Source organism: Methylorubrum sp. SL192 (genome assembly GCF_026672325.1).
In the GTDB taxonomy this organism is placed as follows: Bacteria; Pseudomonadota; Alphaproteobacteria; order Rhizobiales; family Beijerinckiaceae; genus Methylobacterium; species Methylobacterium extorquens.
Map to the genome: position 1 here is coordinate 2,823,153 of NZ_JAPPQV010000003.1, position 19,755 is coordinate 2,842,907.

Below are 19,755 nucleotides of genomic sequence, written 5' to 3' on the forward strand. Positions count from 1 at the left end.
GGATGCAGACGATGACCCCATTGGCATGGCTCGTCCGGCGGCTGGACGAGGCCGCCCTGCTCGGCGTGGCGGAGCGTCGGGCCCTCCTCGCCCTCGCGCCGCAGGAACGGCTGGTGCCGGCCCGAACCGACATCCGCGACGGGCAGAAGGCGGGCGGCGCGCACCTGATCGTGGACGGCGTCGCCTGCCGCGCCGCGATGCTGCCCGACGGTACGCGCCGGATCCTCGCCCTGTACTTTCCCGGCGACCTCTGCAGCACGGGCCGCGGCGCGGCGGACCCGTTGCCGGGCACCATCGAAGCGCTGTCCCCCTGCACCGTCGCCGACATCCCGTCCGGCACGATCGACAGCCTGATCCGGAGCCATCCCGGCATCGAGCGGGCGCTGTGGTGGCTGACGCTCGTCGAACTCGGCATCGGGCAGCAATGGCTGATCAATGCCGGCTGGGAGGCGGAGCGGCGGATCGCCCACCTCATCTGCGAGGTGCGGGCACGGTCGCAGGCCGCCGGCCGGGACATGCAAGCCCCCGGCAGGGATATGGAGGAGTGCTTCGCGAGCGGCGTCCGGCAGGTGGTGATCGCCGACATCGCGGCGCTCTCCACGGTGCATGTCAGCCGGGTGCTGCATGCCCTCCAGGCCGCGCGGCTGATCACCCTGAACCGAGGCGCGGCGGCCGTTCCCCAACCCGCCCCCCTCATCGCCTTCGCAGGCTTCGACCCCGGCTACCTGCACCTCCCCGATCACGCCGCGCGGGCCAAGCCGGAGCCCAGCGCGGGGATGCGACGCGACCCGGTTCCCTGGGCCGGATCGAACAGGGATCTCGGATACGCGTCGCGAACCTGACCCCACTTGCTCCGAATCCGCTCGGGATTCACTCTCGGCACGACGCCGCGCTCCCGCCCGTCACCCTCGTCCGGCAGGAACTCTCTCATGACCTATGCCAGCATCATGGTGGCCGTCGATCTCGGGGCGGAGGCGCGCGACCGCGTGCGCCTCGCCGGCCATCTCGCCGACGACTTCCGCGCCCGGCTGATCGGCGTGGCGGCGGAAGAGGCCTCCTATGCCGTCCCACCGATCGGCCCGGTGCCGGCGAGCGCCTACGCGCTGGCCGCCAACAGCGAACTCATCCTGAACGATCTCAAACGGGCCCATGCCGTCTTCGAAGAGGCGGCGGGCACCCGCAGCCGCGTCGAGTGGCGCTCGAATCTCGACTTCCCGCTGCCGTTCCTGATCGGGCAGGCCGCGGCGGCCGATCTCGTCGTGGTCGGCCGCAAGCCGGCATCCGGCCCGCTTCTGTGCTCGGTCGATCCAGGCGATCTCGTGATGCATCTCGGCCGCCCGGTCCTGGTGGTGCCGCCCGGCCTCGACCACCTCGACGTCCGGCGGGTTGCGGTCGGGTGGAAGAACACCCGCGAAGCCCGCCGCGCGGTCAGGGACGCGCTGCCGTTCCTGACGCGGGCCTCCCGCGTCGTCGTGGTCTCGATCGACGACGGAGAGAGCGCGGACGACACGGCCGACGTCGTCGGGTTCCTGCAGGCCCATGACATCGAGGCCACCGCGATCCGCACGGAGACCGGCGGCAGCGCGACCTCTCTGGCCCTGGTGGATGCGGCAGCCGAGCAGGCCGCGGACCTAATCGTCACGGGCGCCTACGGCCATGGCCGCCTGCGCGAATGGGTCTTCGGCGGCGTCACCCGCGACCTCCTGGCCGGCGCACCCGTCTGCTGCCTGATGAGCCACTGAACGCCGCATCCGGCCCGGAATCGCCGGAGCGCTTTCCGACGAAGCGGACACCGGCTCGGCGAAAGAAAACGTGTTGAAACAACAACCTAGAGACGCCGGCCTGATACCATCAGGTCGGATACGGCTCTAGGCCGGAGCCGCCCGATGACCGAGACACCCAACCTCAAGATTCCTCACGGGGGATACGTCGTCGTCGGCGACGGTCGCCGGGCCCTGGTGCTGCGCAACGAGGGCCACGCGCTGCACCTCGCCCTTCGCGTGCAGCACGTCTTCGAGGCGCCCCCAAACCCGCCGACGCGCGAGCAGGGCACGGACCGGCCGCCGCGCGTCCGGCAGGGGGAGCACCGCAGCGCCATCGAACAGACGGATTGGCACACGATCGCCGAGGAGCGCTTCGCGGACGAGGTCGCGGCGGCGCTGGACCGCATCGCCGACGCGATCCCCGCCCTGATCGTCGTCGCCCCGCCGCGCACGCTCGCATCGTTGCGGCAGGCGCTGTCCGAGCGCCTCAAGCGCGTCGTCATCGCCGAGATCGACAAGGATCTGACCAAGCTCTCGATCGAGGAGATCGGACGCCGCCTCACCGATGGGTGACGCGGCCGGCCCTTCGATCGCAGGGGATCAGGCGGCAGGGTCCGATCAGGCGTATGTCAGCCGATCCTCGACGGCGGACAGGCCGGGAGCCGACCACGCCGCCCGTTCGCACCAGCTGCGGTGATCGGGCGGCGTCGCGTCGCCGCTGCGGGACTTATCCGGGTAGCGGATCTCGATCTGCTCGACCACGGCGCGGACGCCGCGAACCCGCAGCGCGACCCGCTCGGCGATCCCCTTCTCGGCGCAGTTGCGCACATGCCCGCGGAGCGTCACGACACCGCTGTCGACGGCGACGCCGATCTGCGCCGCATCGATCATGGGTGCGAGTCCCAGCGCCGCCAGCACGTGTCGGCGCACGGTGATGTCGTCCATCTCCCGCCTCCTCGCTTCAAGGTTTCAGGCGTTCAGACGGCCAGCCAGAGCAGCGCGATCGTCACCACCGAAGCGGTGGCGGCCAGGCCCAGCGCCTGCAGGCTGCCGATCGTCCGGTAGCGGGCGATGTCCGTGACGACGCCCGCGCTCGCCGGCAGGCCGGCTCCGGCCGCTTCGGCGCGCGACACCGGCCCGGCCGGCGCCCGCACGTAGCGCACCGTCTCGATTTCGATGGATCGAAGCACCACACTCATCGCTCGCTCCCGTCTTCGTCCGACGGTCGCCATCCTGCCGCGCCGGCGGCACGACGCCTTGATTCACCTCAAGGCGACTACGGCCGGCCCCGTCATCATCGCCTCGCGGGAGAGCTGGGCGGGCGCCTGCGAGGCGTGCTCGTCACTCGGAGCGCCGGAATCGGATCCGCCCCGACGGGATCAAACCGGGGTTCTTGCGCTGGATCAAAGCGGATGCGGGTCGGTCCGTCACTCTCCGGGCGGTGTTCGCCACCGGAGCAGACCATGCCGAAGCCGCCGCCCGTCGCCCTCACGGGCATCCGCGACATCCTCGTCGGCCTGACCGAGGAGGGCCGCGGGGACGAGACCGCGAGCGCACTCGGCATCGGCCTGTCGCTCGCGGGGATGGCCGGCGCCCATCTCACCGTCCAATCGGCGGCCCGCCGCCTGACCATGGTCGGCGGATCGGGCTGGGGCTTCGTCAACGATCTCGTCGCGCAGGAGAACCGGCGTTTGAGCGCCCGCGCACGCGCCATCGCCGAGCGCGCCGTGACGGATGCCACGCTAGAGGGTGTGAGCTGCTCGATCGAAGCCTCCGCGCTCGCCTACCCCGAACTCGTCGGCCGCCTGACCGCCCGCGCCCGGCTCGCGGACCTCACCATCCTGGACGCCGAAGCGCGGGAGGTCGATCTCGATCGTGACGTGATCGACGGGGTCCTGTTCGGGAGCGGGCGGCCGCTCCTCGTGGTGCCGCCGGGCGGCGACACGTTCTCGGCACGGCGGATCGTCGTCGCCTGGGACGGCAGCGCCCAGGCGGCGCGGGCCGCCAACGACGCGCTGCCATTCCTGCGCGCAGCCGACGCGGTCGAGATCGTCTCGGTGGTCGGCGAGAAGGATCTCTCGACCTCGGTCGCGGGCGCCGAATTCGCCCCGCACCTCGCCCGCCACGGTGTGAACGTCTCGGTGACGAACGTCCCGGTCGACGGCGACGCCGCCGAGACGCTGAGACGGCAGGCCGGCCTTCTCGGGGCGGAGATGCTGGTGATCGGCGCCTACCGGCATTCACGCCTGAAGGAATGGTTCCTCGGCGGTGTCACGCACGCGCTCCTGACACGCTCTCCGGTGCCGCTGTTCCTCGCCCATTGATCGCCGGACCGGTGTTCGAGGCCGTGAGCGGAACGCTTGCGCCCTCGGCGATGCGGCCGTGGCGACGATGCACGGATGCGTCGTCGCGGCGGTGGCGGACGGCGCATCCCTGCACGCGGCGGCCGGACACGAAAACCGAATGTGAGGCCGTATCAGTTCTCGACCACGTGGCGGAGGCGGCCGCGGTGAAGCGTGATCTGCCGGCTTCCGGAGCGCCGCAGCGCCCCGTTCTCCTCGAGCTGCGAGAAGGTGCGTGAGACGGTCTCGATGGTGAGGCCGAGATAGTCGGCGATATCGCGTCGGGTCATCGGCAGGGCGAACGCCCCGGTGCCGCCGAAGCGGCCATCGACCTCGATGAGAAAGGCGGCGACGCGCTCCTGGGCGGAACGGCGGCCGAGCAGGAGCATAAGATCCTGGGCGTCGCGCAGGCTGGTCGTCGCCATGCCCCAGAGCTGGCAGGCGACCTCGGCGCTGCGGGTGGCGGCCCGCTCGATCTGCCGCCGTTGGAAGATCAGCACCCGGGTGTCCGAGAGCGCTTCCGCCGTGTGCCAATGGGTGTCGCCCTGCTCGAACCCGAACAGGTTGCCCGCCAAGTGGAAGCCGGTGATCTGGCGCCGGCCGTCGCTTAGAATCTTGTGGGAGCGCACCGCCCCCTCGACGACCCGGTAGACGAACTCGGCGTCCTCGCCCTCGCCGTAGACCTCCTCCTCGCGGGCGTAGGAGAACGGTGTGCCGACGAGATCGGGGCAATCGGCGAAGAGGCCGCATTCGTGAATGCTCCGGCGCGGCGTGCGCGAGCCCGGAGCGACCGGAATGGATCTCGGCGTCGGCTTCGTGCCCATCGGTTCGCTCCTCATCCGTCTCGATGAGACGAGAGTGGTCGCGCCACGGCACCGACGAAATTCCGGATACTCTCTTAAGTAGTCCTGCTTAAGGAAAACTACGTAGGGGTGCGGCCTGTCTCGCCGCTTCGCCAGCGGTTGCGCGCATGGGCACGGGTCGGGCCTGGAGCGCGCGATCCCGTCCGCCCGCGGCGAACGTCCCATGAAGTCCCATGAATCAGGGACGGACGGTGATTCCATGTATCATCGAAGATCGATTGCGCAAGATCAACGCCCTAACGCGCTCGGGCTGTAGCCTCTGCAATCAGCCGGAGCAGGGAAGGCGCACGCCGTGTCCCCTCACGTTGCGCCCTGGGCCGATCCGCGCAAGCCGCCGCGCCCGCAAAATCCCGCGGCGGGCTGTCCCTCTCGCCCCTGGATGCAGGACGGCGGGCCGCTCCCGTCATCCCGGCGACGGGGCCCCGCATTCGGATGGCCGGCTCGGGGTGGTTACGAGGGCAGGAACGCGGCCATCCCGTGATCGACCGCGAGCCGGGCTCACACGAAGCCGGCGAGCACGGCCCAGCGGACCAGTTCCTGCAGGCTTCCCGCCCGCGTCTTGGCCATGACCTTGGCCCGGTAGATCTCGACGGTCCGCGGGCTGATCCGGAGCCTTCGCCCGATCTCCTTGCTGGTGCCCCCGGTCACCAGATGATCGAGAACCTGGCGCTCGCGCTCGCTCAGGGTCGCCAACCGCCGCATGAAGTCCTGCAGGATCGGGTCGACCGAGCCGTTAGGCCCACCCTGCTCCAGGGCGGCCTGCAGCGCCCGGAGGAGAGCTTCGCCATCGAACGGCTTCTCAATGAAGTCGCAGGCCCCGAGCTTCATCGCCTCCACCGCGAGCGGCACGTCGCCATGCCCCGTCATCATCACGATGGGAAGCGTGTGACCGGCCGAGCGGAGGGAGCGGAACAGGGCCAACCCATCGAGGTCGGGCATGCGGATATCGGTCAGGATGCACCCCCGGAGCGGCCGCGTGAGCCGCGCCAGCAGGGCCGTTCCCGCCTCGTAGAGCCGCACGTCGAAGCCGGCCGTGTCGAGAAGGAAGGCGACCGAGTCGCGCATGGCGGGGTCGTCGTCGATGACATGCACGAGGGCAGGGGCCATGGGCTAGCGCCCTCTCTCGGGTGCGGTCGGCAGGGTCAGCCGGAAGGTCGCCCCGCCCGCGGCGTTGGGCTCGACCCAGAGGCGGCCGCCATGCGCCTCGATGATGGTGCGGGAAATCGAAAGGCCGACGCCCATCCCGGCATCCTTGGTGGTGACGAAGGGCTGGAACAGCCGGTCAGCCACCTCCTCGGCGATACCGGGGCCGGTATCCGACACCGCGACCTCGGCCAGATCCGGCGAAACCCGCCGCGTCGCGACGGTCAGCTCGCGCCGGCTGCTGCGCTGCATCGCCTCGCAGGCATTGCGCATCAGGTTGACCAGAACCTGCTGCACCTGAACCCGATCGACCAGCACCGATCCGACCCGCGGATCCGGCACGACGTGGGCCGTGATGCCCTGCTCGCCGGCCGCCGCCAGGGTCAGGGCGCCGGCCTCCTCGATCATCGTCGCGACCGGCTCGACCCGTTTCTCCGTCTCGCCACGGGCGACGAACTCCCGCAGGCGGGCGATGATCTGCCGGGCCCGCAGCGCCTGCTCGGCCGCCTTGTCGAGAACCTCTTGTGCCCTGGCGATGGTCTCGGGGTCGGGATGGGCGAGGAGGCGGCGGCAGCCGTTGGTGTAGTTGGTGATGGCGCCGAGCGGCTGATTCAGCTCGTGGGCCAGCGTCGTCGCCATCTCGCCCATGGCGCTCAAGCGCGAGACATGCCCCAGCTCGGACTGGAGTTCCTGAAGCCGCGCCTCGGTCCGCCGCTGCGCGGTGAGGTCGTTGATGAAGCCGGTGAAGAAGGTCCGCTCGCCCGAATGCATCTCGCCGATGGCCAGCTCCATCGGAAAGGTCGAGCCGTCATGCCGTCGGCCCGTCACGCACCGCGTGGTGCCGATGATGTGGCGCTGGCGCGTCTGCCGATAGCGCTCGAGGTCGGCGGCATGTCCATCCTGCATCGCCTCCGGCATCAGGATGCGGACGTCCTGCCCGATCGCCTCGCCGGCCGCGTAGCCGAAGAGGCGTTCGGCCGCCGGGTTGAACGAGTGGATCAGCCCCGCCTCGTCGATGACCACCATCGCCTCCGGCATCGTGTCGAGGATCGAGCGGAGATGGGCCTCGCGGGCGCGCAGCTCCGCCTCCACCTGCTTCTGCTCTTCGATGCTGAAGACGACCCCGCGGTGCCGGTGGGGCCGGCCTTCGGCGTCGAGCTGCACCTGCCCCCGCGAGCGCAGCCAGCCACCCCGCCCATTCGGCAGCACGACACGGTATTCGATCTCGTAACTGCCGCCGTCCCGCAGCACGCTCTCGATGGCGTGAGCGCGGGCCTGGCGGTCGTCCGGGTGGACCAGATCCTGGGTCGCGGCAAAGCTCGTCAGACGTTCGGTTGGAATACCGAAGAGGCAGCCGCAGGTCTGCGAAGCGCTGACGCGGCCGGTGGGAATGTCCAGCGACCAGATGCAGACACCGACCTCGTGGAGGGTCTGCCGGAAGTCCTCGGCCGTCAGCGCTTCGCCGCCCCCCTGAATCGCCTCAGCCGCGGCCATGGAAAGCGTCATCGATTCCATCCCGGAAGTATCTGCGTAGGATGAGGGGGTAATTTTTGAATAAATTCTACATAAATTATGTCATTTGATAAATAACAAGCCAATCACTCAACTCGTCACGGAAGATATCGATCTATTTCTCAAGCGTACCGCAATTTGTGCCTGCATTAATAGTCACAACGAGAAATGAATTCGCTGGTTCCTCAACGCCGAGACGGCCTGACACAACCTCTCGCCTTTGAAATGGCGGTACCGCCGGTGGTGGTCTCCCCCGTTTGATCCGACGCGGAAAAATCATTTGCGCTGGATCAAGGCCGGCGGGCGCCCGCCGCTCCAACCATGGAGCGGTTCAGACCGGAGTCCTGCCATGTCCCAACCTGCCTCATCCGCGCTCACTGGCATCCGCGACGTCCTCGTCGGGATCGCCGTCGAGAACGAGAGCGACAGGGATTCGCCGGCCGTCGGCTACGGCCTGTCGCTGGCCCGGGCCGCAGGCGCCCACCTGACGCTTCAATCGGCGTCCTGGCGGCTCTACGGCGACAATCGCTGGATCAGCGGTTTCGACGACGGGACCGTCGCGGACATCGACCGGCGCCTCGATCGGCTGGCCCGTGCCATCGCGGAGCGCACCGCGGGCGATGCGGCGCAGGCGGGCGTCGTGTGCACGACGGAGACGCCGAGCCTGCACTATCCGGCCATCATCCACCGGCTGGCGGAACAGGCGCGGCTGCACGATCTGGCGATTCTGGATGCATTGGTCTGGACCTGCGACCTCGACCGCGAGGCGATCGAAACGACCCTGTTCAAGAGCGGTCGCCCGGTCATCGCGGTGCCGCCGGGGCACACGGGCTTTGCCGGCAGCCGGATCATCGTCTCCTGGGACGGAAGCGCCCAGGCGGCACGGGCCGCCAACGATGCGCTGCCGTTCCTGCGTGCGGCCGAGGCGGTCGAGATCGTCTCGATCGGCGACGCGGCGGAGATCCGTGATTCGGTGCCGGGGGCCGAATTCGCGCCCCACCTCGCGCGGCACGGGGTGAACGTCAGCGTCAACAACCTGCCCGTATCCGGCTCCATCGGCGAAACCCTACGGAGCCAAGCCGGCCTGTTCCGGGCCGACCTGATCGTGATGGGCGCCTATCGCCATTCCCCCGCGCGCCAGTTCTTCTTCGGCGGCGTGACCCGCTCGCTGCTGCGCAGCTGCCCCGTTCCGCTGTTCCTGTCCCGCTGAAGGGCCCTTCGCGCGGGCCCCACCCGGCGCCGGTTTCGAGCATTCCACCAAGCTTTCGCTAACGCTCACGCATGCGGCGGCGACCGCATCGGCGGAGAACCGGAGCCGGTTTCACCATTCAGCAATGGACGGGGGTGTTAGTGGGCCCGTCCACCATAAGGTTGCCGTCGAGCAGCCAGCTGGGCGAGGGGTGCCGTCAGGCCTGGGACAAAACTCGATGCTCGCTCTCGTCCTCGACGATGCCGAGATGAACAACCTGGTGATGGTCGCCTCGTTGCGGCCCCTCGCCGGCTGCACGCCGCAGGCCTTCACCGTGCCGGCCGAAGCGCTCGCCTTCGCGGAGGCGCGGGCGTCCGAGATCGGGGTCGTCATCACCGATTACGAGATGCCGGACATGAACGGCGTCGCGTTCATCCGGGCGGTGCGGCGCATTCCCGGCCTCACCAACGTTCCCACGGTCATGGTGACGAGCCACGACCAGCGGAGCCTGCGCCGCGAGGCGCTGGAGGCGGGAGCGACCGACTTCCTCACCAAGCCCGCCGACGCGGTCGAGATCCGTGCCCGCGTCACGAACCTGCTCGCCCTCTCCGCGGCCCACCGGGCGCAGCGCGACCATGCCGCGCAGCTCGCCCGCGAGGTCGCGGCGGCGGTGGCCCTGGTCGAGGAGCGCGAGCGCGAGATCGTCTCGACCCTCATGCGCGCCGCCGAGCACCGCGATTCCGACACCGGCGATCACATCGCCCGCGTCTCCGCCTATGTCGGGCTGATCGCCGAGGCGATGCGGATGCCCGCATCCGATGCCCGGCAGCTCTGTCTGGCCGCGACCATGCACGACGTCGGCAAGATCGCCGTGCCGGACGCGATCCTGCTCAAGCCGGGCGCTCTCACCCCCGAGGAGCGCCGGGAGATGGAGCAGCATGCCGACCGGGGACGGCGCATCCTGGGCGGCAGCGACTCGCCCGTCATGCGCCTCGCCGCCGAAATCGCGGGAAGCCATCACGAGCGCTGGGACGGGACCGGCTACCCGTATCGCCTGAAAGGCGAGGCCATCCCCCTGTCCGGCCGCATCGTCGCGGTGGCCGACGTCTTCGATGCGCTGACGACCCAGCGTCCCTACAAGCCGGCTTGGTCACCGGAGCATGCGCGGGTCTTTCTGCAGGAGAACGCCGGCACCCACTTCGACCCGGCCATCGTCGCGGCGTTCCTGAGCCGCTGGGCCGACGTCCAGGCCTTCCTCGATCTCGGCCGCGACACCGCATCCGCGGCCGCCTGATCCGGCCTTTCGCGCGAGCGGGGCGTCAGAGCGTCTCGGCGAGCCCGCCCGGCCCGACAGGGACCGGAGACGGCATCGGCGTGTCGCCTCGAGCATTGTCCGTCACAGGCTCATCCGCCCCTCAGCCAGCTTTGCGCTACCCGCCGATCGCGTGAGCCATCTCGCTCTGTTCGCCCTCGGCGCTCCCGGTGGGCACGTCGAGACGGAGGTGGAGCGCGCTGACGGTGCGGGTGAGCAGGCCGTCCAGGCCGGACGCCGCGTCGGCGAGGCGGGACAGGTCGCCGTCGCGCGCCGTGCGCTCGATGGCGCCCGCGCGATCCTTCACCTGCGCCGCACCGATATTGGCGCTCATCGACTTGAGGCCGTGGGCGGCGCGGGACACGGCCGGGGCGTCGCCGCGGGCGAGGGCGGCTTCGAGCTCCAGCAGCGCCTGAGGCGCCTGGGCGATGTAGAGCCGGAGGATGCGCGCGAGGAAGTCGCGGTCGCCGAGTTCTTCCAGATTGGCGATCGTCGGTTCGTCGAGCAGCACATCGTCCGAAATCCGCGGCGCCTCCGACGTCACGATGTCAGCCGGATCGCGCAGCGGCGCGGCCCGCAGATGCTGGGCCAGCAGGCTGCCGAGCTGCGCCAGCGTGAACGGCTTGGCGAGCATGCCGTCCATCCCCGCCGCCTGCCAGGATTCGGCGCCGTCGCCGACGACATGCGCGGTCAGGGCCACGATCGGCACGCGGACCGCCCCGTCCCGCGCCTCCCGGGCGCGGATGGCGATGGCCGCGCTGAACCCGTCCAGCACCGGCATGCTGCCATCCATCAGGACGAGATCGAAGCGGTGCACGGCGGCCGCCTCCACCGCGGCCGCACCATCCTCGACACAGACGATTTCGTGGACGCCGAAGCGGGCGAGCGCTTCGGCCGCAACCTCGCGGTTGACGGCGCTGTCGTCGGCGAGCAGCACCCGCGCGCCGGCAAAGGAGGGCAGGGCGGTCGCGGCGCTCTCCTCGGCTGCCGGAGCCTCGACGGCGAGGGCCGTGCCTTCGGCGAGGGCGGCCAGCAGCGGGCGCCACTCGGCCTGGGCGAGGGGACGGCGCAAGACGGCGTCGGCGAGGCCCGCTCGCAGGAGTTCGGGCCCGGAGGTGTCGCCGATCGGAACCAGGGCGATGACCCGGCCCGCGCCTTCCGGGCGGCGACCGCTCGCAAGAAGCTCCGCCGCCTCGACGATCCAGTGACCCACCCCGGATTCGACGGGATGGAAACCCGCGGCCTGAAGATCGGCCGTGAGCGCGGCGCGCGTCGCGCCGCCCAGCGCACCGAGGCGGACAGCGGCGGGCAAAGCGGGGGCGCGGCGGAGCACGGGCTCGGCGCCCTCCGCGCCCTCCACCGGGATGCGGGCCCAGAAGGTCGAGCCCTCGCCGAGACGGCTCTCGACGCCGACGCGGCCGCCCATGGCGACGATCAGGCGCTCGGCAATCGACAGCCCGAGCCCGGTGCCGCCGAACCGGCGCGCGATCGACTGGTCGGCCTGGGTGAAGGCGGTGAAGATCCCCGACAGCCGGTCCTGCGGGATGCCGATGCCGGTGTCGGACACGGCGATGCGCAGGACCGGACCGGACGCCTCCTGCTCCATTTCCATCCGCACCAGGACATGGCCGGCGGCGGTGAACTTGAGCGCGTTCGAGACGAAGTTGCCGAGCACCTGCCCGAGGCGCACGGGATCACCGAGGAGGGAGCGCGGCACGTCGCCATCGATCTGCGCCGCGAGGTCGAGCCCCGCCGACCGGGCGCGTTCGGCGAACAGGGTGACGACGGTGTCGGCGACGTCGCGCGGGCTCAGCGGGATCCGCTCCACCTCCAGGCGGCCGGCTTCCACCTTCGCGAAATCGAGGATGTCGTTGATGATGGCGAGCAGGGATTGGCCGGAGCGCGCGATGACCTGCGCATAGCGCTGCTGGCGCGGCGGCAGGTCGGCCGAGGCCAGGAGTTCCGCCATCACCAGCATGCCGTTCATCGGCGTGCGGATCTCGTGGCTCATGGTGGCGAGGAACACGGACTTGGCCGCGTTGGCCTCGTCGGCGGATTGCTTGGCCTCGATCAGGTCGTGGGTCCGCAGTCGGATCTCTTCTTCCAGGCCCGCATTGTAGCGCGCGATCGCCCGGTCACGCTCGTTCACGGCCCGCAAGAGGTCGTTGAAGCTCTCGGCCAACGCGCCGACCTCGCCGCTGCCGGTCTCCGCGCGCCGGGAATAGTCGTGGCCGAGGCGCACCCCATCCATGGTCCGGGCGAGCGCCGCCAGCGGCCGGGTGACGCTGCGCTGCAGGCCCATCGAGACGGCAAGCCCGAGCGCCAGGGCGAGCAGCCCGGCAAACCCCGCCGTCAGGCCGACTTCCGCGACCCGCTCGGCCAAATCGCGGTTATCCGAGACCAGGACGACGCGGCCGATGGGGCGGGCGTTCTCCAGGATCGGAACCGAGACGCGCAGCGTCCGCGTCGTCATGAGATCGAGCGGCGAGACGGCGCCCTGATCGAGATCGATGTCGTTCGAGAGGCGCAATCCGATGCCCTGCTCGGCGAGGATGTCCCCATCGGTCCGCTCGACCGACGCGTAGACCAGAGCCTCCCCGTGGGCGATCGCCCGCAGGGTGCTCTGCGCCGCCGCCTCGTCGCCCTGGGCGGTCGCCTGCGCGGCGCTCGCGGCCAGGATCTGCGCCGTCATCCGAAGGAGATCCCGCTTGGCCGCAGCGTAGCGCTCGACCTCGCGCCAGGTCGACAGACCGGTCAGGAGGAGCAGGGCGATGGCGACGGCGCTGGCCACCGCCAGGGCCAGCCGCCCGGAGAGCGAGCGGATCGGGTTCGAGAGGGGCGCACGCACGGGTTCTGTCTCGCGGCAAAGGTCTCGCGACGGGGCGGATCGGTGCTCCGGCACGGATCGCGATGGTTACTGGCTGATGACGAGCCGCCCCGAGATCGGGCCGACCCCCTTCGGTAGCGGGACGCTCGAACGGTTGTAGTCCGCGTTGAGGTAGAGGTTCGGGCCCTCGTAGAGATTGATCTGCTGGGCCACGACGACCGTATAGGCGGAGAGATCCGCCACGGGCCGCTGTGAATCGATCACGAGGCGACCAGCCGGCAGGTAGATGGTCCCGAGCATGGTGCGGGTGTTGTCGCTGATGATGCGGTAGGTCCGCATCGGCTTGCTTGCGTTGAGCGGCAGGGGCGTCGGCGTGACGATGTCGCCAAGAAGCGTATCGACAGCCAGCACCGGATCGGTCGGCAGGGCGACGGACGGGTCCTCCGCCATCAGCAGGCCCGCCATCGCCCCCGTCGTCGGCGCTGTCAGGTCCACGGTCGTCCTCTTGTCGAAGAGAAGGCCGCTATTGTTTCCGACGAAGTAGAAGCCGACATCCTTGCCCGTCATCGTCGCCCTCTTGTCGACGATGAGCGGGCCGTCCTTCATGACGTAGATACCCGGCCGCAGCGTGACGACGGCATTCTTCGTGATGTGCAAGCCGCCGCAATAGGTGCCGGGATCGAGGGTGAACGGCGTCGCGATGACGTTGTTGCCCTTGCTCTTGCCGGTCAGCAGATCGGCAAGGCGGAGGATCTCGGGCAGGTTCACGCAGTTCCCGACCGGCGGGGCCGGCCGGTTGCGGAGCGGGTCCTCGATGACGGGACAGCTCGTCTGCGGGCTGGGCGTGAAGTTCGCCCGGTCGTCCTTGAAGCCCCCCGCGGAGCAGATCGTCTGCGCCCGGGCGAGCGCGCCGTCGCGACCGACCATGCCCGAGCGGCTGACGGAGTTCGAGTAGAGGGCGCAATCGTAGGCCGTGACCTGCGCGTTGCGCTCCAGGTTGAACGCACCCGCCGCCGCGGGATCGAGCGCCAGCATGCACAGGCGCATCCGCCCCACGACGCTCGCCCGGGCGCGGGCCGAGATCGGGATCGAGGCCATGCCGACGAAGGCCCCGAACGTGAGCTTGATGACCTGTTCGGCGCGCGCCTCGACGCTCGTCTTGTCGGAGGCGACGGTGACTTGGATGGAGACCGGGGCGTCGGCGCCGGCTTTCGCCTCGGCCTGGATCGTCTGGGTCGTCAGGCCGACGATGGACTCGCTGCTCGACACGACCAGCTTGAGGGCGTTGCCGCCGGCCAGCACGCCGGCATCGACCGCGCTTTGCAGATTGGTGCGCGCGGAGGCAAACCGTGCGTAATCGATCGCCCCTCCGACCAGGCCGATCAGGGTGGAGCCCGCCAGCGCGAAGATCACCGCGACCGAGCCGTCATTCTGCCGGCACAGGCGCGCGAAGGGCTGCCTCCACCGAATCGTGCGCGTCGACCCTCCGTTTACGTCTCGCGCCACCATCGTGACTGTTGACCTGTTGCTGGCTGCGTCCCTGTCCGAAGGGATAATTCTCCCGCGTTAATAGGGTCTATTGCGCAATGACGGAGCAGTGTGCGTACGGTTTACGCACCCTTCACGACGAGAATCCTCTCCTTCAGCGTCACGGAAGGAGGGATGGGCCGATCGGGCCAGCAACGCGATCGAATGATGCGGTCCGGATCAAGGCGGACATGGCTTTCCACCCGGCAAGACAACTTCAGCCTGTCCATTGGTGGCGATCCCCTCGCGCACCGGCCAGGCAGCCTTGCCCGTGAAGGTCAAGGTGTTGAGAATCGGAAAGAAGGAAAACAGCGGTCGGTAGGACAGACGCGTTTCGGCCATGACGAAGCGGTCGCCTTTCAAGGCCGTTCCCGCCGGCGGCGGCCCGATATCCGAACCGACGATACGCGCCTTGTCCCCGAGTTGGACGCTGGAGCAGACCCTGGCCACGAAGTCGTTGCCCACCTGGTAGACCCCGCCCGCGGTCAGCACGATGCCGGTTCCTGCCAAGCTGTAGGGGGCGGCCACGACCTGAGCGGCCGCGAACACGTCGTTGATGTCAGCGTAATCGTTCTTGGAGGCCAGGTCGGCCATCGCGATCGTGGCCTGGGCCAGACGGTTATTGGTCGCGATCGCCCGTGGAATCTCGATCGCTGCAATGAACAGGATCACGAGGACCGGCGCGATGAAGGCAAATTCGATGGCGCTCACACCGCCTTCGGCTCGACCGAACGCATGCGTGGCCGCCGCCGCACGCCGTCCTGTCCAGAGGTGCCTCCACAGCCTCATGCACACGGCTTGTCCGCATAATCCTCCGTGCGGAAGACAGCCGTCGCCGTGAGGAGTTGCTTGCCGCCGGGCATGCGCTGACCGGTGAAGTCGAGAAAGCTGAAGGGCCGCAAGATCGGCACGGCGGCACGCAGGACATGGATGCCGCCGCCCGACGGACAGGTGAACTGCGTACCGAACCCGGCGGCCCAGTCGCCGCGGGCGACATCGTAGGCCGGCGCGATCTGCTTGATGGCGAAGGTGGCGGTGCGCACGAGATCGACCCGCATCTCATCGCATTGGTAGAGTCGGATGCCGGTGCCGCAGAGCAAACCACGCAGGGACTGCACCGGGTCGGCGCCGGTCGCCTCCTCTTGGAACGTCCCCGTGCGGAGGAGGCGTGCCGCCCGCTGAACCGAGAGATCGAATTGCTGCTGGGCGAACACGAAGAGCGAAGCCTCCGCGATCACCATCATCAGGACGAAGAGCGGCAAGATCACGAGCGAGAGCTCGACCGCAGCGATCCCACCCACGTCGGTGATGAACCGCGACCTCAATGTGTCCGGCGCTTGGTGGGTTCGATTGTGCGGGGCAGGGCGGGAGGGTTTCAATCACTTCGTCTTCGCTGACGCCGCCTCTGTACAGCCCCGACACCGTCGTGAAACTTCTGGGCAGAGGTTACGCTCGTCCGACGATGATGGGACGGGACGCGTTTACGCTCCGTGAATGCGGGCAGGAGGATTGCGCAAACCACTGCGGCGTCAGACACGCCAAGAGGTCATTCCGCTTGAGGCGTTACCGGAGCGGGTCAAGGCGGAACCAGCCCACCGTCAGAATGCCCGTCAAACGGCCTGAGGAGCCTGTCAGCCGCGTGAGGGCGCGCGGTCTCGCAGTTGCGCGCCCTCACTCCGCCCGCAGCGGCGGATCAGGGCGTGATCGCGACCTTCAACACGCCGTCGCGCTGGTGCGCGAAGAGGTCGTAGGCCTCCTCGATCGCCTCCAGCCTGAACCGGTGCGTGACGAGCGCGCGGGCATCGATGCGGCCGGAGGCGACGACCGACATCAGGCGGCGCATGCGCTCCTTCCCGCCGGGGCAGAGCGTGGTGACGATGGTGTGGTTGCCGAGCCCCGCCACGAAGGGTCCGAGCGGGATGCGCAGATCCTCCGAATAGACGCCGAGGGAGGCGAGCGTTCCGCCTGGGCGCAGCACGCGCAGGGCCGCCTCGAAGGTCGATTGCCGCCCCAGCGCCTCGATCGCCACATCGACGCCCCGGCCGTCGGTGATCCGCAGGATCGCATCGACCGGATCTTCCTTGGAGAAATCCACGATCTCGTCCGCGCCCATGCTGCGGGCGACCCGCTGGCGCTCGGGCACGCATTCCACGGCGATGATCCGCGTGGCCCCCATCAGCCGCGCGCCGGCCGTGGCGCAGAGGCCGATCGGCCCCTGGGCGAAGACCGCGACCGTGTCACCGATCCGCACGCCGCCGCTCTCGGCACCGGAGAAGCCCGTCGACATGATGTCGGGACACATGAGAACCTGCTCGTCGCTCAGATCGTCCGGAATGGGGGCGAGGTTCGTCATGGCGTCGGGCACGAGGAGGTATTCGGCCTGGGAGCCGTCGATGGTGTTGCCGAAGCGCCAGCCGCCCATGGGCTTGAAGCCGTACTTCGTGTCCGGGCCGTCCTGCGAGAGGCAGCCGCAGAGGCAGGCGGCGCTGTGCCCGGACGGCGTGATCGCGCCGGCCACCACCCGCTGGCCCTCCTGGAACCCCTGGACCGCGCTGCCGAGCCGCTCGATGATCCCGACCGGCTCGTGGCCGATCGTCAGGCCGCGCGCGACCGGATACTCGCCCTTGAGGATGTGGATGTCGGTGCCGCAGATCGTCGTCGTCGTGATGCGGATGAGGGCATCGAGCGGCCCGATCTCGGGGACCGGCTTCTCATCCAGCACGATGCGCCCCGGCTCGACGAAGATCGCCGCCTTCATGCGCGCGGCGCGGGCTCGGTTGCGCTCGGTGATACGGGTTTCGGCCTGACCGTTCATGCCCTGTCTCCATTCAGGGCCCCCCGAACCTCAACTCGCGGAACGGCGGAAAGTTGTTCGATCATCTGCGCGCCACGGTTGATTGTACGCGCTGGCAATTCTTCCGTCCCTCCGCCGGCCTCCGGCAGGCGATGCAGGGTGCCGGATCGACGCAGTACGGATTACCGCCCGCGCGCCGTCGGATTCGGGCGCTGCTGCGCGTCTTGGCAAATCCGTTCGGCGCGAGAAGGAGCTGGTGGGCCCGGCAGGACTCGAACCTGCAACCAGACCGTTATGAGCGCGCTGCTTCCGTGGGGAAGTGAGGGGTTTTCAGGGTCTTCGGGCCCTGTTCATGGGCGTTTTTTAACCCCTGGCGACCCGGTTTCGTTGGCGAAACGTTGGTTGCGCCCTCGCCGTAACGCCGAGCCCACGCTAACCTGCGGCATGGCTGATCCCAGCCCCACCGTCGGCGAACTCTTCAAGGCCAAGGCCGTCACCGACGAGCAGGTGAACGCGGCTGTCGAGGTGTACCTCACGGACCTGGAAGCGGGCATGCATGCCATCGCCGATGGGTATGTCGTCGATCTCGATGCAGCCGTCGTCACGCATTCGTGGGCCAGTTTTGTCCTCGCCAATGAAGAGGCCAGCGCGGCCGTGAGACACAATGCCGTCCGCACGGCGATCCTGCTGGCGCGGCCGCAGAAAACCTGAAATCGTCAAGCCGCGATGCTGACCGAACGGAGCAAGCATGGTCACGCCGAACCCGATCTTCGACGATCTGACACGCTTTCATCTTTCTCGAGATATCGAGCGATGGGGATGGGTCGTCGGAAAGCATACCTACGGTCACCCGCGCGTTCTCGAACCGGATTTGGCTAGCCTGTGGATCGGTGCGTTCTGCTCGATTGGTCCGAACGTCACCGTCGTGCTTGGCAATCACCGAAGCGACCTAGTCACTACCTATCCGTTCAAGGCCATACGAGTGATCACTGGAGGTCATCTGTGGGGACAAGCCGGCGCCGCAGCTGAGCCCGATCATGATAGCCGCGGAAATGTGGTGATCGGTGACGAGGTATGGCTTGGCACCAACTGCACGATCTTGTCTGGCGTGACGATCGGCGCTGGTGCCATCATCGGCGCCGGCGCCGTCGTGCGCAAGGACGTTCCGCCATATGCGGTAGTTACCGGTAATCCGGGCAGCGTTCGGCGCTTCCGCTTCGATGAAGCCACCGTTGCGCGCTTGCTTCGCATCAATTGGTGGTCATGGCCGGACGAACGGATCGCCGAGGTGCTGCCTCTCATTCTCAGCCCTGACATAGGGGCTTTTCTGGATCATGCAGAGGCACAGCAGGACGTCGGGCAAGAGCAGGCGACCTCTGAGCAATCAGAGATGGAAGAACTCCGCCCCCTTGTCACCTCAAGCTAGTGTAAGAAGAATAGCGCAGGCGCTGCATCGAAGCAGCAAGGTTGACGCAAACCTCCGCCCCTATGCCATCGGCCCCGCCATCAGCCGGCAGCCGTAATGCTCCTTCCCGAACTCGCTTCCGATCCGCTCCCACCCAAAGCCGCCGAGTGGCGCAAAGCCTTCGGCACCCTGCGCCCCAACTCGTCGCCGTGCTGATATCTTGGCCCCACCGCCTGGGCGAACATTCACGAGGCCTGCACCGACTTCATCGAGCGCTCCGGCGCCGAGGCCGTGCACCTGGGCTGGACTGCGCCGCAGCTCTTCGGCGTTCATCCCCAGCACGGCACATTGCGCGTCGATTGGTGCAGGGTGGTGATCACCGGCGGGCATAAGGCGATCGGCATTGATCAAAACTGGATTTTGTTCGGCAACGTGAGCGGCTACCGCAAGACGCTCGGTGCGCCGATCAGCATACCGATCTGGGAGTTCGTGGCGCGAGCGCAGTAGGCGTGAGCAGGCCGGCTCGGCAGGACCGGAGTGGTCCTCGCACGTCATTCGATAAGGTTGCATCTTTCGTTTGCCGACGTCACAACTCGGCGTCTAGAATTCCGCAACAATCGCGGGCCAGCTCTCAAAAATCATCCCAGGGTCATCCAAGCTATGCTGATCGGCAACTACACAATAAATATAAATAAAGAGACACGGCTGTATTATGTCCATGCTCCAAAAACAGGAGACACGACAATTAATGTGCTGTTTCGGAATATTTTTTGCGAACTTCGATCTTTAACGCACGCAGAGTCACTGCTCTTTGCACCAGCAACACGCGAAGTCAATGCTGAAGTATGCCGGGATTATAACTTCGTGTCTGCGCACTTGCTGCGCGATTTTTATAATGTTCATTTTAAACCATTTGGATACAAGGCTATCGTGACCTTGCGCGAACCAGTTGAACATTTCGTCTCGTTTGTCCTTTGGTTTGCGCGCAGCACACACACGATAGTTGATGCCAGTCTCAATGCATCGAGATTGGGGCTGCGCGAAGACCCGAATGCTTTTTTTCCAATCAGCAACAATG

18 protein-coding genes, 1 tRNA gene and 1 pseudogene are annotated in these 19,755 nt (G+C 68.1%); 9 read left to right on the forward strand and 11 right to left on the reverse strand.

Going from position 1 to position 19,755, the window contains the following annotated elements; all coding sequences use genetic code 11:
* The first annotated feature begins 11 nt into the window (after nucleotides 1-11).
* From OVA30_RS13995 to OVA30_RS14005, 3 genes are all read left to right on the forward strand, one after another.
* Entirely contained in the window at nucleotides 12-842 is an 831-nt protein-coding gene (locus tag OVA30_RS13995; protein WP_268175803.1) for a Crp/Fnr family transcriptional regulator, read from the forward strand.
* 87 nt (nucleotides 843-929) lie between these two features.
* The gene (locus OVA30_RS14000; protein WP_012254736.1) at nucleotides 930-1,742 is read left to right on the forward strand and encodes a universal stress protein; all 813 of its coding nucleotides are present in this window, start codon (nucleotides 930-932) and stop codon (nucleotides 1,740-1,742) included.
* A 144-nt stretch (nucleotides 1,743-1,886) separates the two neighbouring features.
* Nucleotides 1,887-2,336 carry a host attachment protein gene (locus OVA30_RS14005; RefSeq protein ID WP_003600853.1) on the forward strand — a complete coding sequence of 150 codons (450 nt, stop codon included), beginning with the start codon at nucleotides 1,887-1,889 and terminating at the stop codon, nucleotides 2,334-2,336.
* Nucleotides 2,337-2,381: 45 nt separating this feature from the next.
* Here the strand turns inward: OVA30_RS14005 and OVA30_RS14010 are convergent, their stop codons facing one another.
* Complete coding sequence (locus OVA30_RS14010) at nucleotides 2,382-2,708, reverse strand: BON domain-containing protein (RefSeq protein ID WP_268175805.1); 327 nt, start codon at nucleotides 2,706-2,708, stop codon at nucleotides 2,382-2,384.
* Between the two features lie 32 nt (nucleotides 2,709-2,740).
* The gene (locus OVA30_RS14015; protein WP_003600858.1) at nucleotides 2,741-2,962 is read right to left on the reverse strand and encodes a hypothetical protein; all 222 of its coding nucleotides are present in this window, start codon (nucleotides 2,960-2,962) and stop codon (nucleotides 2,741-2,743) included.
* A gap of 264 nt (nucleotides 2,963-3,226) precedes the next feature.
* Between OVA30_RS14015 and OVA30_RS14020 the strand changes: the two genes are divergently transcribed.
* Nucleotides 3,227-4,087 carry a universal stress protein gene (locus tag OVA30_RS14020; protein ID WP_268175806.1) on the forward strand — a complete coding sequence of 287 codons (861 nt, stop codon included), beginning with the start codon at nucleotides 3,227-3,229 and terminating at the stop codon, nucleotides 4,085-4,087.
* Between the two features lie 152 nt (nucleotides 4,088-4,239).
* On the opposite strand, the gene OVA30_RS14025 is transcribed toward OVA30_RS14020, so the two are convergent.
* The 3 genes from OVA30_RS14025 to OVA30_RS14035 form a co-directional block, all read right to left on the reverse strand.
* The gene (locus OVA30_RS14025; RefSeq protein WP_003600862.1) at nucleotides 4,240-4,929 is read right to left on the reverse strand and encodes a helix-turn-helix domain-containing protein; all 690 of its coding nucleotides are present in this window, start codon (nucleotides 4,927-4,929) and stop codon (nucleotides 4,240-4,242) included.
* Nucleotides 4,930-5,466: 537 nt separating this feature from the next.
* Nucleotides 5,467-6,075 carry a response regulator FixJ gene (fixJ, locus tag OVA30_RS14030; RefSeq protein ID WP_012254741.1) on the reverse strand — a complete coding sequence of 203 codons (609 nt, stop codon included), beginning with the start codon at nucleotides 6,073-6,075 and terminating at the stop codon, nucleotides 5,467-5,469.
* Nucleotides 6,076-6,078: 3 nt separating this feature from the next.
* Nucleotides 6,079-7,626, reverse strand: coding sequence for a sensor histidine kinase (locus OVA30_RS14035; protein WP_268175807.1), 1,548 nt, complete (start codon nucleotides 7,624-7,626; stop codon nucleotides 6,079-6,081).
* 346 nt (nucleotides 7,627-7,972) lie between these two features.
* Between OVA30_RS14035 and OVA30_RS14040 the strand changes: the two genes are divergently transcribed.
* Together OVA30_RS14040 and OVA30_RS14045 are read left to right on the forward strand one after the other, a co-directional pair.
* Nucleotides 7,973-8,833 (forward strand): universal stress protein, encoded by an 861-nt coding sequence (locus OVA30_RS14040; protein ID WP_268175808.1) that lies wholly within the window; start codon nucleotides 7,973-7,975, stop codon nucleotides 8,831-8,833.
* Between the two features lie 217 nt (nucleotides 8,834-9,050).
* The gene (locus OVA30_RS14045; RefSeq protein WP_268175809.1) at nucleotides 9,051-10,106 is read left to right on the forward strand and encodes an HD-GYP domain-containing protein; all 1,056 of its coding nucleotides are present in this window, start codon (nucleotides 9,051-9,053) and stop codon (nucleotides 10,104-10,106) included.
* A 136-nt stretch (nucleotides 10,107-10,242) separates the two neighbouring features.
* Here OVA30_RS14045 and OVA30_RS14050 read toward each other — a convergent pair whose 3' ends face one another.
* From OVA30_RS14050 to OVA30_RS14075, 6 genes are all read right to left on the reverse strand, one after another.
* Complete coding sequence (locus OVA30_RS14050) at nucleotides 10,243-12,972, reverse strand: hybrid sensor histidine kinase/response regulator (RefSeq protein ID WP_268175810.1); 2,730 nt, start codon at nucleotides 12,970-12,972, stop codon at nucleotides 10,243-10,245.
* Between the two features lie 66 nt (nucleotides 12,973-13,038).
* Nucleotides 13,039-14,460 carry a TadE/TadG family type IV pilus assembly protein gene (locus OVA30_RS14055; protein WP_015823654.1) on the reverse strand — a complete coding sequence of 474 codons (1,422 nt, stop codon included), beginning with the start codon at nucleotides 14,458-14,460 and terminating at the stop codon, nucleotides 13,039-13,041.
* Between the two features lie 198 nt (nucleotides 14,461-14,658).
* Entirely contained in the window at nucleotides 14,659-15,267 is a 609-nt protein-coding gene (locus OVA30_RS14060) for a TadE/TadG family type IV pilus assembly protein (protein WP_442786104.1), read from the reverse strand.
* On the reverse strand, nucleotides 15,264-15,803 hold the full coding sequence (locus tag OVA30_RS14065) for a TadE/TadG family type IV pilus assembly protein (RefSeq protein ID WP_182569983.1): 540 nt from the start codon (nucleotides 15,801-15,803) through the stop codon (nucleotides 15,264-15,266). The genes OVA30_RS14060 and OVA30_RS14065 overlap by 4 nt, the downstream gene beginning before the upstream one ends.
* A gap of 368 nt (nucleotides 15,804-16,171) precedes the next feature.
* Nucleotides 16,172-17,293 carry an NAD(P)-dependent alcohol dehydrogenase gene (locus tag OVA30_RS14070; protein WP_268175813.1) on the reverse strand — a complete coding sequence of 374 codons (1,122 nt, stop codon included), beginning with the start codon at nucleotides 17,291-17,293 and terminating at the stop codon, nucleotides 16,172-16,174.
* Between the two features lie 233 nt (nucleotides 17,294-17,526).
* A tRNA-OTHER gene (locus OVA30_RS14075) sits at nucleotides 17,527-17,619 on the reverse strand.
* Nucleotides 17,620-17,716: 97 nt separating this feature from the next.
* On the opposite strand from OVA30_RS14075, the gene OVA30_RS14080 reads away from it, so the two are divergent.
* The 3 genes and pseudogenes from OVA30_RS14080 (at nucleotide 17,717) to OVA30_RS14090 (ending at nucleotide 19,184) form a co-directional block, all read left to right on the forward strand.
* Nucleotides 17,717-17,983 carry a hypothetical protein gene (locus tag OVA30_RS14080; RefSeq protein ID WP_268175815.1) on the forward strand — a complete coding sequence of 89 codons (267 nt, stop codon included), beginning with the start codon at nucleotides 17,717-17,719 and terminating at the stop codon, nucleotides 17,981-17,983.
* A 37-nt stretch (nucleotides 17,984-18,020) separates the two neighbouring features.
* Complete coding sequence (locus tag OVA30_RS14085) at nucleotides 18,021-18,698, forward strand: CatB-related O-acetyltransferase (RefSeq protein ID WP_015951838.1); 678 nt, start codon at nucleotides 18,021-18,023, stop codon at nucleotides 18,696-18,698.
* 96 nt (nucleotides 18,699-18,794) lie between these two features.
* Nucleotides 18,795-19,184, forward strand: a pseudogene (locus OVA30_RS14090) (hypothetical protein).
* The last annotated feature ends 571 nt before the right edge of the window (nucleotides 19,185-19,755 follow it).